Consider the following 14978-nt stretch of genomic DNA (forward strand, 5'->3'; position numbering starts at 1 on the left):
CCAGGTGACGTGATTACCTGGGGTTGCCTTCAGGCGGGACGCCTAGACTTATCTGGTGAAACGCGTTCCCGCCGCCGTCCGGTACACCATCCTCCGCCTGTTGGCTTTCGTGGTGCCGCTCCTGCTCCTCGTCTTCCTCACGGGTCTGCAGCCCTGGGTCGCCGCGATCATCGCCGCGATCATCGGACTCTGCGTGTCCTACATCTTCCTGCGCACCCCGCGGGAGACCGTCGCGCAGGAGCTCTACGCCCGTCGGCACGGCGACAAGCCGACGCCGCACGACGACGAGGACTCCGAGGACGCGGCGCTCGATGCGAGCGCGGCGGCATCGGAAGCGTCGTCAGCCGGCGATGCCGGGCGTGTAGAAGAACGCCAGACCGAGGATCACCCCGAACGCTAGCTGCACGAGCCCCGTCAGCTTGAGCACCAGGATCTGCTCCCTGGCCGTCGTGGAGAACAGCACGATCACGCACGCCGGGATGGCGGCGAGCAGCGCAAACATGGTGAACCAGGCGATCGGGTAGAAGAGCGCGAGGAACGCGGCGATGCCGAACGGCACGAGCAGCAGGACGCAGTAGAGCACCTTCGACGCGATCCGGCCGATGAACGTCGACAGGGTGCGCTTGCCGACCGCCTTGTCCTGTTCGAGGTCGCGGAGGTTGTTGACGACGAGCGCCGCGCAGGCGATGAGGCCGGCGCCGATCGCGCCGAACCATGCCTCCTGGTTCACGGTCCCGACCTGGACGAAGGTCGTGCCGAGCGTGGCGACGAGGCCGAAGAACACGAAGACGAAGACCTCGCCGAGCGCGAAGTACCCGTAGGGGCGCTTCCCGCCCGTGTAGAACCAGGCGGCGACGATCGCGACCGCCCCGACGAGGAGCAGCCACCAGAACTGGGTGAGGATCGTGAGGACGATGCCGGCCACCGCCGCGATACCGAAGAACACGAGCGCGACGGTCAGGACCGTCTTGGGCTTCGCCGCGCCGGAACCGGTCAGTCGGCTCGGGCCGACCCGTAGGTCGTCCGTTCCGCGGATGCCGTCGGAGTAGTCGTTGGCGTAGTTGACACCGATCTGCAGCGCGAGCGCGACGACGAGGCAGAGCAGCGCGCGGACCGGGTGGTAGACCCCGGGGCCCGCGATGATCGTCGCGGCACCGGTGCCGATGAGCACGGGGGCGACGGCCATCGGCAGCGTACGGATCCGGGCCGCACCGACCCAGTCGCCGAAGGTCGCCGGCTTCGCGAGCGGGACCTTGCGACCGCCACCGCGTGCGGGGTTGCCGGATCGTCCACCGTTCGCGCCACGACCCGCCGTGCTGCGCGGTGCGGACGTCTTGTGCTGTTTCGGCGCTGCCGGCCGTGCTCCATGTGCCACGACGGCGAGTCTACCCGCGGAGCCTCGGGGCGGACGGCGTCACAGGGCCCCGGCGGCCTGGAGCGTCTGGAGGATCGCCGGAGCGATGTGCTCGGCGAACGCCGGGGTGAGATGCACGCTGTCGTACTTCGTCGGCGTTGTCCCGGCGAACGCCGGGCAGACGCCATCCGCGCAGCTGAACGGGAGCGACGAGACGAAGCGTTCCCCGGCTGCTCCCGCCGCCGACTCGGTCGCCGCGGCGAAGTCGTTCCAGGCGGCGTCGACGCCGACGGCGCAGTCCTGCGGAATGGACACCCGCGAGTAGCAGGAACCGAGATCCGCACCGAGCGGCGGCGGCGCGAGGAACACGACGCGGCCCGGGACCTGATACCCCGCCGTCTCGGCGAGCGCCGACGCGACCATCGACGTCGTGTCGAGCGATCGGCCGTCGGTGGTGCGGCCCGCGGCGAACGCGTTCGAGACGATCACGAGGTCGGGCTGGTCCGCGGCGATGCGTTCGGCGATGTCGTGCTTGCGCGTCGGGCAGTCGTCCATGACCCCGGCGCCGCTGTTCTGGATGAGGTCCTGCGTGAAGCGGCACCCGTAGAGGCCGATGGTGGTGATCCGCACCGCCCCACCGCTCTGATCCGCGATCGCGCGGAACGCCGGCGCGTAGGCGAGCGCGGTCGAGTCGCCGACGAGGTAGACGTGCTTCGGCGCGGACGCATCGCCCCAGGTGCACGAACCGTCGTCGGGCGTCGAACCCAGGTCGAAACAGGACCGGGCGGGGTTGGTGCTCGAGGTCGCGCGGATCGCGTCGTCGAGGCTCGGCGAGAGGTTGTCGGGCCACGCCGAGGCCTGGCTCGCGACTTGCAGCTCGGCGGCGATGCCCTGGAGCGGGTCTCCGGCCGGAGCCGCGACGGCCGCCGGTCCGCCGGTGGTCACCGGCATGCGGAGCGCGGGGCCGATGGCGATCACCGCGAGCCCGGCGACGATCACGAGTCCGACCGCCGAGTAGAGGAACTGGGAGGCGAACCGCTCGCGCCAGGCGGCCCAGGCGGCGTCCCTGGCGTCGCGGTCGCCGTGGAAGGAACCCACGAGTGGCGTGCGGTGCAACGGCTGTTCGATGAGCAGGAAGGAGAGCACCGAGACCCCGAGGATGAGCCCGAGCATCCCCGGGACCGTGCTGAGGGCGGTGTCGGGGACGAGCATCGGTACGAACACGAGGATCGGGAGGTGCCAGAGGTAGAGCGAATAGGAGATCGCTCCGACGCCACGGCTCAGCGGGTTCGCGAGCGGGAAGATCCAGCGCGGGTACGCCGGGCCGGCTCCGGTCCCGGCGGCGATGAGCAGCATCGCGGCGACGACGGGGGCGACCGCCCAGGGGCCGGGGAACCCGATCGACCCGGTGATGAGCAGCGCGGATGCGACGATGCCGACGAGCCCCGCCCATCCGGCGACCACCCGGAGCGCCAGCGGCAGCCGGCCGAGGAGCGGCGCGGACACGGCCAGGAGTGCGCCCGCCCCCAGCTCCCAGACCCGCGCGCCGGTCGCGAAGTAGGCGGCCTGCGGGGCCGCCCCCGACTGCCACACGGCGACGGCGAACGAGGCCGCGATGAGGACGACGAGGACGCCACCGACGACGAGGCGCGAGCGCAGCACGGGTCTGGCTCCGCGGGCCGCGACGGCGAGCAGGACGACGAGCAGCACCGGCCACACGAGGTAGAACTGCTCCTCGATCGAGAGGGACCAGAAGTGCTGCAGCGGTGACGCGGCGTCCGTCGCGTGGAAGTAGTCGGTGCCCGACGCCTCGAAACGCCAGTTCGAGACGAGCAGTGCGGCCGAAACCGCGTCCCACCAGGTCGCGAGCGCCCGCGGGGCGTTGAACAGCCACGACGCCAGCGCGACGGTCGCGGCCAGGACGACGAGCGACGCGGGCAGGATCCGCTTGATCCGCCGCCCGAAGAAGGCCGGCAGGGAGATGCGTCCGGAACGCTCGTGCTCGCGCAGGAGCAACCCGGTGATGAGGAAGCCGGAGATCACGAAGAACACGTCCACGCCCACGAAGCCGCCGGCCGGCCAGCCGGTCGCATGGGCGAGGATCACCGCGGTCACGGCGAGCGCCCGCATCCCCTGGATGTCGGCGCGGAACGCCGTGGTCGGCCTCGTGGGCGCAGCGCCCGTGTCGGTCCCCGTTGTCACCTGTCGTCGTCCCCCGGCTGCGGTCGCTCGTCGACACGCATGGGAGAGCATGCCCTATGCGACAACCGCCTGCAAACCGGCCCTCGCGGTCACTCGGAGGACGGGCTCAACCCAATCGTGAGCGGAGTGCGACGAGGTCGGGTTTGCCGCTCGCGAGCAGCGGCAGCTCGACCAGACGGACCAGTCGGGCGGGGCGCGCCGGGCGGCCGAGCGCCTCCGCGACGGCGTCTCGGGCGGTCTGCAGCAGCGCGTCGTCCGGGCGCTGGTCCGAGGAGGTCCCGACCCCCGTCACGATCACGGACGCCTGGCCGAACCGCTCGTCGGGAACGGCGACGACGACGGCCTCGGCCAGCCCCGGCACCGACCGGACGACCGCTTGCACCCGGTCGAGGGAGATGTTCACCCCGCCGCTGATGATCACGTTGTCGGCCCGCCCGGTCACCCGGACGACGCCCTCGACGAGCTCGGCGGTGTCGCCGGTGCGGTACCACCGGCGGCCGCCGTCGTCCGGGAAGGCGGTCGCCGTGCGGTCCGGTTCGCCGAGGTAGCCCTCGGCAAGGACCGGTCCGGCGATGAGGAGCTCCCCGTTCACCAGCCGGGGTTCGACACCGGCGAACGGCACGCCGTCGTACAGACAGCCGCCGGAGGTCTCGCTCGAGCCGTAACTCCGCACGACGCGGATGCCGAGCGCCGCGGACCGCTCGAGCAGCGGAGCGGGGGTGGCCTGTCCCCCGACGAGCAGCCCGGCGAGTCCGGCGAGCGCGTCACGCACGGAGGTGCTCGTCTCGGCGGCGTCGACGAGCATGCGCAGTTGTGCCGGTACGAGGGCGGCGAATCCGGCATCGGCGTCGAGCCGCTCGACGAGTCCGCAGAACGCCTGGGCGTCGAACGACCCTGTCGGTGCCTCAAGCGGCCTGGTCCCGGCGACGACCGACCGGAGTAGCACGTTGACGCCGGCGATGTAGTGCGTCGGGAGCGCCAGGATCCACTGGGACGAACGGCGATGGGCCTCAGGGCCGCCCAGAGCCACCGCGGAACCCGCCGCGCTGGCCAGGAGGGCCGCAGCCGAGAGGGCGACCCGCTTCGGCACGCCCGTCGAGCCGGACGTCTCGATCACGAGGGCCACCCGGTCGTCGACCACGGCCGGTGCCGCGGACGATCCGGGTTGCATCGGGAGGACCGCGGGTCCGGAGCCGTCGAGCGCCGTCTCCAGGGCTGCGAGCATCGCCGAGGCGGACGCGTCGACGGGGAGCAGCTGACGAGTCATGGATTCAGCGTACGCCGGGTGCGTCGGCGCTCCGCCGACTCCTCGCGGTCAGGCAGCTCAGAACTGCCAGGGGAACGGAGCCCAGTCCGGCTTGCGCTTCTCCAGGAAGGCGTCGCGCCCCTCCACCGCCTCGTCGGTGCCGTAGGCGAGGCGGGTGGCCTCGCCCGCGAAGACCTGCTGGCCGACGAGACCGTCGTCGACGGCGTTGAAGGCGAACTTCAGCATGCGGATGGCGGTCGGTGACTTGCCGAGGATGGTGCGGGCCCAGGCGACGCCCGTCTGCTCGAGCTCGGCGTGCGGGACGACCGCGTTGATCGCGCCCGCCTGCAGCGCGCGCTCCGCGTCGTACTCCTGGGCGAGGAAGAACACCTCGCGGGCGAACTTCTGACCCACCTGCTTGGCGAAGTACGCGCTCCCGTACCCCGCGTCGAAGGAACCGACGTCGGCGTCGGTCTGCTTGAACCGCGCGTGTTCCCGACTCGCGATCGACAGGTCGCACACGACGCCGAGGGAGTGCCCACCGCCCGCGGACCACCCGGGAACGAGGTTGATGACGACCTTCGGCATGAAGCGGATGAGGCGCTGGACCTCGAGGATGTGCAGGCGACCGTTGCGCGCGGCGTCGATGCCGCTCGCCGTCTCGTCGTCCGCGGCGTCGTCGCTCGCGTACCGGTAGCCGTCGCGACCACGGATGCGCTGGTCGCCGCCCGAGCAGAACGCCCAGCCGCCGTCCTTCGCGCTCGGACCGTTGCCGGTGAGCAGCACCACTCCGACCGTCGGGCTCTGGCGAGCGTGGTCGAGCGCGCGGTACAGCTCGTCGACGGTGTGCGGGCGGAAGGCGTTGCGCACCTCGGGGCGGTCGAACGCGATGCGCACGAAGCCGCCCTCGCGCGCGACGTGGTACGTCAGATCGGTGAGGTCCTCGAACCCCGGTACGACGTCCCAGATCTCCGGGTCGAACAGTTCGGACACTCGATCGCTCATGCGTCCAGCCTAGGCACTACTTCGGCTTGTCGAGGTCCGCGTAGGGCTTGAGCGCCTCCAGGTAGTCGGCGCGGTCCGCCTCCTTCAGGAGCGCATACGAGTCGAGGTGCAGCTCGATGCCCTCCGCCGCCATGTCGTAGTAGTCGACGTCGAACTCGCGGTCCTTCGCGACCGTGCCGGCCGAGTCGAGCGTGAGGTCGACGATGCTCGTCCGGAAGTCGCCGGCCCCCGTGATGGCGTTGTAGGTGTGCAGGTCCCACAGCGCCTGGGTGTCGAGGGTCTCGCCGCCGTACCGCTCGGTGAGCTCGCCCGGTTCACGCCAGGAGGACGGTGCGTTCTGCATGTCGAGGTTCGCGATGCCGTAGCGGAGCAGGACCTGCCGGATCAGCTCGACCACCCGCGACTTCTCCTCGAAGGTCCGCACGGTCGTCGTCGTCTGCCACACCGGTGCCGTGTACTCGAAGAGCATGGAGTCCCCGCCGTACCCGTTCTGATCGACCTCCGTCTCGGCAGGCTGTCGCTCCACCCAGTCGAAGCCGAACTCGGCGGTCAGGGCCGTCCGGATCTCCGCGAGCATCTCGTCGGACGTCCCGACGAAGTCCTCGTAGCTCGGCCCGTCGAGGGTCTCCTTCGCGTCGACGTAGGCGGACCCCGGGTAGGTGTCCCAGATCGGGTCGTGCTCCTCGTCGCCGCTGCCACCGGCGGAGGCACCATTCCCGGCCCGATCCGGGGAGAGACCGCCGACCGCCATCGCCGTGACGGGGTTGACGACGAGGATGAGCACCAGCGCCAGCACGCCCCAGCGGCGCCGCACCTTCCGGCGGATGACGATGACACTCCCGATGAGCAGCACGATCTGCACCACGACGACGAGGGCGAACGCCACGAGGATGGCCCATGCCCCCTCGCCGGGCCGGTAACTCACGGCCAGCAGGACGGTGAAGAGGGTGACGGCCACGACCGCGCCGAGCAGGGCGAGCGGGGAGAAGGAGGCGACGACACCCCGACTCCGCGCGCCGAGTTCGTCCCGACCCGTCGGGGATGCACCGGCGGCAGGCGGGTGGGCCGCCGGAGTCCGCTCGCCGTCGTCGGCCGGGATCGCCGCAGACTTGGGTTGCGAGGCAGCCGCGCGCTCCGCCGCCTTCCGCTGACGACGCGACGACGGCTTCCGTGATGCGGGCTGCCGTGGCGTCCGTCGTCCTCGGGACCCCGGACGACGGAACCGGGCGGTCTCCGCCTCCAGCTCCTCGGGCGTGCGTTCCGGGGCGGCAGGCGCTTGCGCGGTCGAGGACGCGGCTGCCGGCGGCGCCCCGGGGATCGGCGGGGCGTTCGGATCGCGCGGTTCGTCGGAGGATCCGCCGGGCGATTCCTCGATCACCGGGAGCACCTCGGCCTCGGGGCTCGGCTCGAAGATCGGCTCGGGCACCGAGAAGGCGGCGGGTTCGTCCGCGGGCACGCTTCGCCGATCGCCGGGCGTCGGCTTGCGTCGGGAGAACAGCGGCACGGGATCGATTGTGTCACGGGCGTCCCGCGACGGCTTCCGACGTCCGGGTGCAGGATGGGGTCATGCAAGCGAACCTCGACGACGTCCTCGCCACCGCCCGCGTGGTCTCCATCCCCCTCCGCGTCCGGTTCCGGGGCATCGACACCCGCGAGGCCGTCCTCTTCCGCGGGCCCGCCGGGTGGACGGAGTTCTCCCCCTTCGTCGAGTACGACGACCAGGAGTCAGCCGCGTGGCTGCGGGCCGCCATCGACTTCGGCTGGTCGGACCTCCCGCCCCTCCACCGGGATCGCATCCTCGTGAACGCGACGGTCCCGGCGGTAGACGCGGCGGACGTGCCGTCGATCCTCTCCCGCTTCCCGGGCTGCCGGACCGCGAAGGTGAAGGTGGCCGAGCGCGGGCAGGTGCTGGCCGACGACGTCGCGCGCGTCGCCGCCGTCCGGCGGGCCATCGGACCCGAGGGTCGACTCCGCGTGGACGCCAACACCAACTGGAACGTCGACGAGGCCGAACACGCCATCCGCGCTCTCGAACCCTTCGACCTCGAGTACGTCGAGCAACCCTGCGCGACCGTCGCGGAACTCGCCGAGATCCGTGAACGGGTCTCCTCCCTGGACGTCGCCATCGCGGCGGACGAGAGCGTCCGCAAAGCCGAGGACCCCCTCGCCGTGGCTCGCGCCGGCGCCGCCGACCTGCTCGTCGTGAAGGCGCAGCCGCTCGGCGGCGTGCACGCCGCGCTCCGCATCGCGGGCGAGGCCGGCCTGCCGATCGTCGTCTCGAGCGCGCTGGACACCTCCGTCGGCATCTCCATGGGGGCCCACCTCGCGGCGGCCCTGCCGGAACTCGACTACGACTGCGGGCTCGCCACCACCGCGCTCCTCGGCGGCGACGTGACGACCGCACCGCTCGATCCCGTGGACGGCGGCATCGCCGTTCGGCGAGTCGAGGTGGACGTCGATCTCCTCGAGCACTTCACGGCGTCACCGGAGCGGACCGCCTGGTGGCTCGACCGGCTCCGCCGCACGCACGCACTGCTGGGCTGAGGGCCGGCGCAGGGGCTTACAGGCCGCTGTAGGCGTGCAGACCCTTGAAGAACACGTTGACCACGACGAAGTTGAACATCACGGCACTGAAGCCGATGATGGCGAGCGTGGCCGCGCGTGATCCGCGCCAGCCGCGCGTCGCCCTGGCATGGATGTACCCGGCGAAGATCACCCAGATGATGAAGGTCCACACCTCTTTGGTGTCCCAGCCCCAGTACCGACCCCAGGCGCGCTCAGCCCAGATGGCACCGGCCATGAGCGTGAACGTCCAGAAGATGAAGCCGATGATGTTGACGCGGTAGGCGAGGTTCTCGAGACGCTCCGCGTTCGGGAGGGTGAGCAGGAAGCGGAGACGCCCGGAGCTCTGGGTGGGCTGCACGAGCCCGAGCCGTCGCTCGCGACGCCCCTGCAGGAGCTGCACGACGCTCAACGCGAAGCCGATGGCGAAGAACGCCGTGCCGAGGCTCGCGACGAACACGTGGATGACGAGCCATGCCGACTGCAGCGCCGGCGGCAGCGGGACGACCTCGACGTAGAAGTTCGCGGTCGCGAGGCCGAGGAGCACGGTCACGAGGCCGATCACGAAGCTGCCGAGGAACCGGAGGTCCACGCGCGCGATGACCACGAGGAACACCGCGACGATGAGCAGCGTGCCCGTCATCGCGAACTCGTACATGTTCGCCCACGGGACACGACCGGCGGCGATACCGCGCGTCACGTCCGCGACGAGGTGGAGGAGGAAGGCGATGACGGTGAGCGAGACTCCGACCCGGAGGCTCGGCGACTTGCGCGACGCCTGTTGCTCGGGCTCGTCCGAGGGACGGCGGGTCTTGCGCGGGACACCGTCGCTCGTGACGATCGGTGCGGCGGTCCGCGCCGCGGCGGAGGCGAGTGCACCGACGCGTTCCTCGGCGGCTGCCGACCGTTCCAGCTCAGCCCGCTCGGCCGCGTCGATCGCCGCGGTGACCTCGGCGCTGCGGCGCGCGAGGTCGAACGTGAAGGCGATGAACGCCAGCGCGTAGACGGCGACGGCCGACCAGAGGCAGAGGTTCGAGATTTCGACGAGGGTCACGGGGTGATTCTACCTTCGGGTTCGGACGGGACAGGCGTTGGACTGTGCGCTTCGGCGATCGCCGCGACGGCCGCTTCGAGGCCGGGGTCCTCGCCGCGGGCGAGCCCGGCGTATTCGAGGGAGACGGTGCCGTCGCTCCCGGTCACGGCCTTCACCCAGACGCGGCGTCTGGCGACGAAGAGTGAGGTGATGAGACCGGACAGGGCGAGGATGGCGAACGCGAGCACCCACAGCTGGGTCGGGTCGTGGTGGACGTCGAACGAGGCGAACCGCTTGACGGAGCCGGCGTAGTTCTCGGTCGACGGGTTGGCGGCGACGTTGTCGAAGGACACCGTGCCGAGTCCGTTCGGCAGGTCCGTGATCTGGCCGGGCGTGAGTTCGATCGACTCGACGCCGGTGTCGCCGCCCGTGAGCTGCTTCATGTCGTCGACGTCGAGCGCGTAGACCGACTTCGGAGCACCGGCGTTGATCCCAAGGTCGCCGGAGTAGACGTTGAGCGTCAGCACCGGGTAGGCGAGGTCGGGGTAGGACGAGAAGAACGGCGGCTTGGACGCGGCCTGCGTCGGGTAGAAGAACCCGATCATGCCGAGCTGCTCCGCCAGGCCGTCCGGGACCTTGACGATGCCGAGCGAGGTGAGCTGGGCGTCCTGCGGCAGGAACGGGATGGAGTCGCTGAACACGACCTTGCCCTCGGGATCGCGGACGGTGATCGTCGGCGCGTAGCCGTTGCCGAGCAGGTAGACGTCGGTGCCCTCGAACCGGAGCGGATCGTTGACCTTGATCGTCGCGTCCTGCGGCTTCCCGCCGGGCGAGGTCGTCGTGACCTTCGCGCGGTAGTCGATCGCCTGCCCGTACGCGTCGAGGTTCTCGGTCTCGTAGGTGACGCCGAACTCGTCGAGCGTCAACTTGTAGGGGGCCAGCTCCGACTCGTTGAAGAAGCGGCCGGGGTTGAACGAGTCGTAGTCGAGCAGGGTGTTGACGAAGGTCTGACCCTCGACGAGCACGCGCTGACCGGAGAAGCCGAAACCGCCGCCGAAACCGACCGTCACGAGGATGCCGACGAGTGCCGAGTGGAAGACGAGGTTGCCGGTCTCGCGGAGGAAGCCGCGCTCGGCGGACACCGATGCGGACCCCTCGGCGTCGTAGCGTTCGACTCGGTAGCCCTGGCGCTTCAACTGCTTCGTCGCGTCGTCGATGAGCTCGGTGGCGGTCGCGCCGCTGTCGTCGCTGCGACGCTCGAACGCGGAGAGCCGCGACAGGCGCGCGGGCGTCCGCGGCGGGCGGGAGCGCAGGGCGAGCCAGTGGTGCTTCGTCCGCGGGATCACGCAGCCGATGAGCGAGATGAACAGCAGCAGGTAGATCGCGGAGAACCAGGCCGAGCTGTAGACGTCGAACGCCTGCACCTTGTCGAGGATGGGCGCGAGGTCCGGGTTGTCGGTGAAGTACTGGGTGACTCCGTTCGGGTCGCTCGACCGTTGCGGGACGAGCGAACCGGGCACCGCGGCGATGGCGAGGAGCAGCAGCAGGAAGAGCGCCGTGCGCATGCTCGTGAGCTGACGCCAGAAGAAGCGGAGCCAACCCACGAACCCGAGCTTCGGCTGGTTGATGCCGTCGGCCGGAGCCGGTGCGGCGGAATCGATGTGATCAGAGGGGCGTGACAAGGCCGCTCATCACCCCCTGCAACGAGTACATCCAAGCGGACCAGAGACCAGACACCATCAACACACCGATCACGATGAGGAGCACGCCGCCGATGATGTTGATCGTGCGGATGTGCCGTTTGAGGAACGCCAACGACCCCGTGACCCAACCGAGTCCGAGCGCGACGAGCAGGAAGGGGATGCCGAGACCGAGGCAGTAGAACAGCCCGAGGAGGGCCCCGCGCCAGGCGGAGCCGCCCGAGAGGGAGAGCGCGCTGATCGCGGTGAGGGTCGGGCCGAGGCAGGGCGTCCAGCCGATGGCGAAGACGAAGCCGAGCAGTGGCGCGCCGGCGAGGCCGGTGGCGGGTGCCCAGTTGGTGCGCACCGTGCGCTGCAGCCGCGAGAACTGTCCGATGAAGATGAGCCCCATGAGGATGACGACGGCGCCGAGGACGCGGGTGATGACGCCCTCCCACTCGACGAACCAGGCGCCGATCGTTCCGACGAACGCCGCGATCGCCACGAACACGACGGTGAAGCCGAGGATGAAGAGGCTGACGCCGAGCAGCACGCGCCGGCGACCCGCACCGGAGCGCCCCTCCTCGACCGTCGTCATGCCGCCGACGTATCCGAGGTAGCCGGGGACGAGTGGCAGGACGCACGGCGAGAGGAAGGACAGCAGACCGGCCGCGATGGCGATCGGGATCGCCACGAGGAGCTGGCCGCCGTAGACGAGCTCGCCGGGGCTCACTCTGGGGCGCTCTCGGCGATCGTGTCGCGGATGAGGGTGTCGAGGATGGTGCGGTCCTGCAGCTGCCCGAGGATGCGTGCGGCGACCCGACCTTCGGCGTCGAGGACGATGGTGGTCGGCACCGCGTTCGGCGGGACACTGCCCGTGAAGGCGAGCTTCGCCTCCCCGCTGTCGACGTCGAGGATGGAGGGGTAGGTGATGCCGAAGGTGCCGTTGAACGCCTTCGCGGTGTCGGCGGTGTCGCGGACGTTGACGCCGATGAAGGTGGCGCCCTTGTCGGTGTAGGCCTCGTTGAGCGCCTGCAGGTCCTTCGCCTCCGCGCGGCAGGGGGCGCAGGCGGCGTACCAGAAGTTCACGACGAGGACCTGGCCCGCGTGGTCGGCGGAGGAGATCTGCTCGCCGTCCTCGCCGACGCCTGAGAAGCTGATCGACTCACCGCGGTCGTCGAGCGCGACCTCGGTCACGCTGCCGTCGCCCGCGACGTACCCCTTGCTGCTGCCCTCGCGGTACTGCTCGGCGAGCGGATCGCTCCCGCACGCCGTGAGCAGGAGCGCCCCGACGGCCAACACGGCGGCGACGGCGGACGTCCTCGATCGGCGGGCCATCAGACGGCCCCGACATCGGTCGCGCCGGACGACAGACGGGCGGCCGGATCGACGTAGCCGACCTCGACGAAGCCCTGCTCGGTCCGCTCGAAGGTGGTGATGCTCGACAGGGCGCACCGCCGCTTCCGCGGGTCGTGACGATACGGCGCCCCGACGACGGAGCTGTGCAGCATCCAGATCGGCAGCTGGTGACTGACGATGACGACGTCGCCCGACGGCGTCGCGCGCCAGGCGTCCTCGACGGCAGCCGTCATGCGGTTGACGATCGATGCGTACGGCTCGCCCCAGCTCGGACGGGACGGGTTGCGGAGCTTGGACCAGTTGAGCGGGTTCTTCAAGGCGCGGCTCATGCGCTTGCCCTCGAACTCGTTGAACGGTTCGATCACGCGCGGCTCGGAGACGACGGCGAGCCCGAACGCGGCGGCGACCGGCGCTGCGGACTCCTCGGTGCGCTGCAGCGGGGACGCGTAGAGCGCGCCCACTGTGCGATCACGGCTCACGAGGTCGTCCGCGGCGGCCTGCGCCATGCGCTCGCCGAGCTCCGACAGTCGGAATGCGGGGAGTCGACCGTAGAGCACACGAGAAGGATTGTGCACCTCGCCGTGACGCACGAGATGGATCTGGTCGGCTACCACCCTTCAAGTGTACGTTTCCCCAAGCTGCGGATTCACCGTGACCTCCGTCCAGGTCCGAGCCACGAGCGACGGCTAAGCTGTCGGGGTGAGTGAACGCGTCGTTGTGAAGAACCTGGCCGCCCTGTCCGACGGTCCCGTCACCGTCTCCGGATGGGTCGAGACCGTCCGCGACCAGAAGAAGGTGCAGTTCGTCGTCCTCCGCGACGAGAGCGGCGCCGTCCAGCTGGTGAACCCGGCTGTCCGCGAGGTCGACCCGGAGGTCGAGGGCTCCGCCGAGCGTCTCGCCACCACTGAGGCGATCTCCGCCCTCGCGCACGGCTCCTTCATCACCGTCACCGGCGAGCTCAAGCACGACGAGCGCGTCAAGCTCGGCGGCATCGAGGTCAAGGTCGCCACGCTCGAGGTCGTCACGGCCGCCAACCCCGAGACGCCGATCGCTGCGGACTCCTCGCTCGACAAGCGGCTCGACTGGCGTTTCCTCGACCTGCGCCAGCCGAAGCAGGCCCTGATCTTCCGCATCCAGACGACGTTCGAGCACGCACTGCGCCAGTACTGGATCGACAACGACTTCATCGAGATCCACACCCCGAAGCTCATGGCGAGCGCGAGCGAGTCGCGCGCCGAGCTCTTCGAGGTCGACTACTTCGAGGGCAAGGCGTACCTCGCGCAGTCCCCACAGTTCTTCAAGCAGATGGCGCAGTCCGCCGGCTTCGGCAAGGTGTTCGAGGTCGGACCCGCATTCCGCGCCGACCCGTCGTTCACCAGCCGACACGCGACCGAGTTCACGAGCGTCGACGCCGAGATCAGCTGGATCGAGTCCCACGAGGACGTCATGCAGCTGCACGAGGAGCTCCTCGTCGCCGGCTTCACGGCGGTCAAGGACAAGCACGGCGAGCAGATCTCCGAGCTCTTCGGCATCGAGCTCGAGGTCCCGTCGCGTCCGTTCCCGCGCATCCCGCTGGCCGAGGCCAAGCGCATCGTCGCCGAGCGCGGCTACGAGATCCCCCGCGCCGACGACGACATGGACCCCGAGGGCGAGCGTCAGATCGCGGCCTACGTCAAGGAGACCTTCGGTCACGACTTCGTCTTTCTGACCGACTACGCGTCGAGCATCCGGCCGTTCTACCACATGCGCAACGCCGAGGACGGCTCGCTCACCAACAGCTACGACCTCATCTACAACGGCGTCGAGATCTCCACGGGCGCGCAGCGCGAGCACCGCGTCGACGTCCTCGTCGAGCAGGCCAAGGAGAAGGGCCTGGAGCCCGAGGAACTCGAGTTCTACCTCGACTTCTTCCGCTACGGCGTCCCGGCGCACGGCGGCTTCGGGATGGGCCTCGCCCGCGTGCTCATGCTCATGCTGCACGAGACCTCCATCCGCGAGGTCACCTACCTGTTCCGCGGCCCGACCCGCCTCGCCCCGTAACCCCGCAAGAAGGACGCCATGCAGATCGTCATCCTGTACGGGACCGAATCCGGCAACGCCGAACGCCTCGCCGGCGACATCGGCAAGGCCATCGGCTCACAGCACCAGTGGCGCGTCGCCGACCTCGGCGACGTCGACCCCGCCGAGTTGTCGACCGACGAGATCCACATCTTCATCACGTCGACGTACGGCGACGGCCTCCTCGGTGAGACCGGCCAGATCTTCTACGAGGCGCTCGAGGAGTCCGACGTCGAGCTCGACGGGCTCCGGTACGCCATCTTCGGGCTGGGCGACAGCAGCTACGAGGACACGTACAACCAGGGCAGCTCGCTGCTCGACGCCATCCTCACCGAGCACGGCGCGACCCGCTTCGGTGAGTTCGGTCTACACGACGACGGCGGGTTCGAGCGGAAGAAGGACGTCGCGCTCGCCTGGCTGCCCGGCGTGCTCGCCGCAGCACAACAGCTCTGACCTCCGCCCTGGTGCGTGCCAGGACGC

Annotated in this window: 14 protein-coding genes; 4 read left to right on the forward strand and 10 right to left on the reverse strand. The window is 70.1% G+C overall.

The window, feature by feature from the left end:
- Positions 1 to 55 precede the first annotated feature (55 nt).
- The gene (locus ACQ3HE_RS18415; protein ID WP_430893768.1) at positions 56 to 400 is read left to right on the forward strand and encodes a DUF4229 domain-containing protein; all 345 of its coding nucleotides are present in this window, start codon (positions 56 to 58) and stop codon (positions 398 to 400) included.
- Here the strand turns inward: ACQ3HE_RS18415 and ACQ3HE_RS18420 are convergent.
- The 5 genes from ACQ3HE_RS18420 to ACQ3HE_RS18440 all read right to left on the reverse strand — a co-directional run bounded on the left by ACQ3HE_RS18420 (position 341) and on the right by ACQ3HE_RS18440 (position 7311).
- Positions 341 to 1375 carry a 1,4-dihydroxy-2-naphthoate polyprenyltransferase gene (locus ACQ3HE_RS18420; protein WP_430893770.1) on the reverse strand — a complete coding sequence of 345 codons (1035 nt, stop codon included), beginning with the start codon at positions 1373 to 1375 and terminating at the stop codon, positions 341 to 343. The genes ACQ3HE_RS18415 and ACQ3HE_RS18420 overlap by 60 nt on opposite strands.
- Before the next feature lie 39 nt (positions 1376 to 1414).
- Positions 1415 to 3556, reverse strand: coding sequence for an acyltransferase family protein (locus ACQ3HE_RS18425; RefSeq protein WP_430893772.1), 2142 nt, complete (start codon positions 3554 to 3556; stop codon positions 1415 to 1417).
- 106 nt (positions 3557 to 3662) lie between these two features.
- Positions 3663 to 4823: an AMP-binding protein gene (locus ACQ3HE_RS18430; protein ID WP_430893774.1), complete on the reverse strand. Its 1161-nt coding sequence runs from the start codon at positions 4821 to 4823 to the stop codon at positions 3663 to 3665.
- A gap of 57 nt (positions 4824 to 4880) precedes the next feature.
- Positions 4881 to 5807, reverse strand: coding sequence for a 1,4-dihydroxy-2-naphthoyl-CoA synthase (locus ACQ3HE_RS18435; protein WP_064294597.1), 927 nt, complete (start codon positions 5805 to 5807; stop codon positions 4881 to 4883).
- A gap of 16 nt (positions 5808 to 5823) precedes the next feature.
- Positions 5824 to 7311 carry a hypothetical protein gene (locus ACQ3HE_RS18440; RefSeq protein WP_430893776.1) on the reverse strand — a complete coding sequence of 496 codons (1488 nt, stop codon included), beginning with the start codon at positions 7309 to 7311 and terminating at the stop codon, positions 5824 to 5826.
- 62 nt (positions 7312 to 7373) lie between these two features.
- Here ACQ3HE_RS18440 and ACQ3HE_RS18445 point away from each other — a divergent pair, with 62 nt between their 5' ends.
- Positions 7374 to 8351, forward strand: coding sequence for an o-succinylbenzoate synthase (locus ACQ3HE_RS18445; RefSeq protein ID WP_124767396.1), 978 nt, complete (start codon positions 7374 to 7376; stop codon positions 8349 to 8351).
- Positions 8352 to 8367: 16 nt separating this feature from the next.
- Here ACQ3HE_RS18445 and ccsB read toward each other — a convergent pair whose 3' ends face one another.
- The 5 genes from ccsB to ACQ3HE_RS18470 are packed head-to-tail and all read right to left on the reverse strand — an operon-like array spanning position 8368 to position 13054.
- On the reverse strand, positions 8368 to 9423 hold the full coding sequence (gene ccsB, locus ACQ3HE_RS18450) for a c-type cytochrome biogenesis protein CcsB (RefSeq protein WP_079706648.1): 1056 nt from the start codon (positions 9421 to 9423) through the stop codon (positions 8368 to 8370).
- Complete coding sequence (gene resB / locus ACQ3HE_RS18455) at positions 9420 to 11084, reverse strand: cytochrome c biogenesis protein ResB (protein WP_079003290.1); 1665 nt, start codon at positions 11082 to 11084, stop codon at positions 9420 to 9422. The genes ccsB and resB overlap by 4 nt, the downstream gene beginning before the upstream one ends.
- On the reverse strand, positions 11068 to 11814 hold the full coding sequence (locus tag ACQ3HE_RS18460; RefSeq protein WP_124767397.1) for a cytochrome c biogenesis CcdA family protein: 747 nt from the start codon (positions 11812 to 11814) through the stop codon (positions 11068 to 11070). Before ACQ3HE_RS18460 ends, resB begins: the two co-directional genes overlap by 17 nt.
- Entirely contained in the window at positions 11811 to 12419 is a 609-nt protein-coding gene (locus ACQ3HE_RS18465; RefSeq protein ID WP_138945214.1) for a TlpA family protein disulfide reductase, read from the reverse strand. The genes ACQ3HE_RS18460 and ACQ3HE_RS18465 overlap by 4 nt, the downstream gene beginning before the upstream one ends.
- Positions 12419 to 13054, reverse strand: coding sequence for a histidine phosphatase family protein (locus ACQ3HE_RS18470; RefSeq protein WP_430893778.1), 636 nt, complete (start codon positions 13052 to 13054; stop codon positions 12419 to 12421). Before ACQ3HE_RS18470 ends, ACQ3HE_RS18465 begins: the two co-directional genes overlap by 1 nt.
- An 85-nt stretch (positions 13055 to 13139) precedes the next feature.
- Between ACQ3HE_RS18470 and aspS the strand changes: the two genes are divergently transcribed.
- On the forward strand, positions 13140 to 14480 hold the full coding sequence (aspS, locus tag ACQ3HE_RS18475) for an aspartate--tRNA(Asn) ligase (RefSeq protein WP_085514014.1): 1341 nt from the start codon (positions 13140 to 13142) through the stop codon (positions 14478 to 14480).
- Positions 14481 to 14498: 18 nt separating this feature from the next.
- Entirely contained in the window at positions 14499 to 14951 is a 453-nt protein-coding gene (locus tag ACQ3HE_RS18480) for a flavodoxin domain-containing protein (RefSeq protein ID WP_079706643.1), read from the forward strand.
- Positions 14952 to 14978: the final 27 nt, after the last annotated feature.

This window comes from Plantibacter auratus, assembly GCF_050587365.1.
GTDB lineage: Bacteria > Actinomycetota > Actinomycetes > Actinomycetales > Microbacteriaceae > Plantibacter > Plantibacter auratus.

Bases quoted from the DNA above. Each gene is read 5' to 3' on its own strand.
- ACQ3HE_RS18430 (WP_430893774.1), bottom strand. From the start codon at position 4,823: ATGACTCGTCAGCTGCTCCCCGTCGACGCGTCCGCCTCGGCGATGCTC.
- ACQ3HE_RS18445 (WP_124767396.1), top strand. From the start codon at position 7,374: ATGCAAGCGAACCTCGACGACGTCCTCGCCACCGCCCGCGTGGTCTCC.
- ACQ3HE_RS18480 (WP_079706643.1), top strand. From the start codon at position 14,499: ATGCAGATCGTCATCCTGTACGGGACCGAATCCGGCAACGCCGAACGC.
- ACQ3HE_RS18435 (WP_064294597.1), bottom strand. From the start codon at position 5,807: ATGAGCGATCGAGTGTCCGAACTGTTCGACCCGGAGATCTGGGACGTC.
- ACQ3HE_RS18465 (WP_138945214.1), bottom strand. From the start codon at position 12,419: ATGGCCCGCCGATCGAGGACGTCCGCCGTCGCCGCCGTGTTGGCCGTC.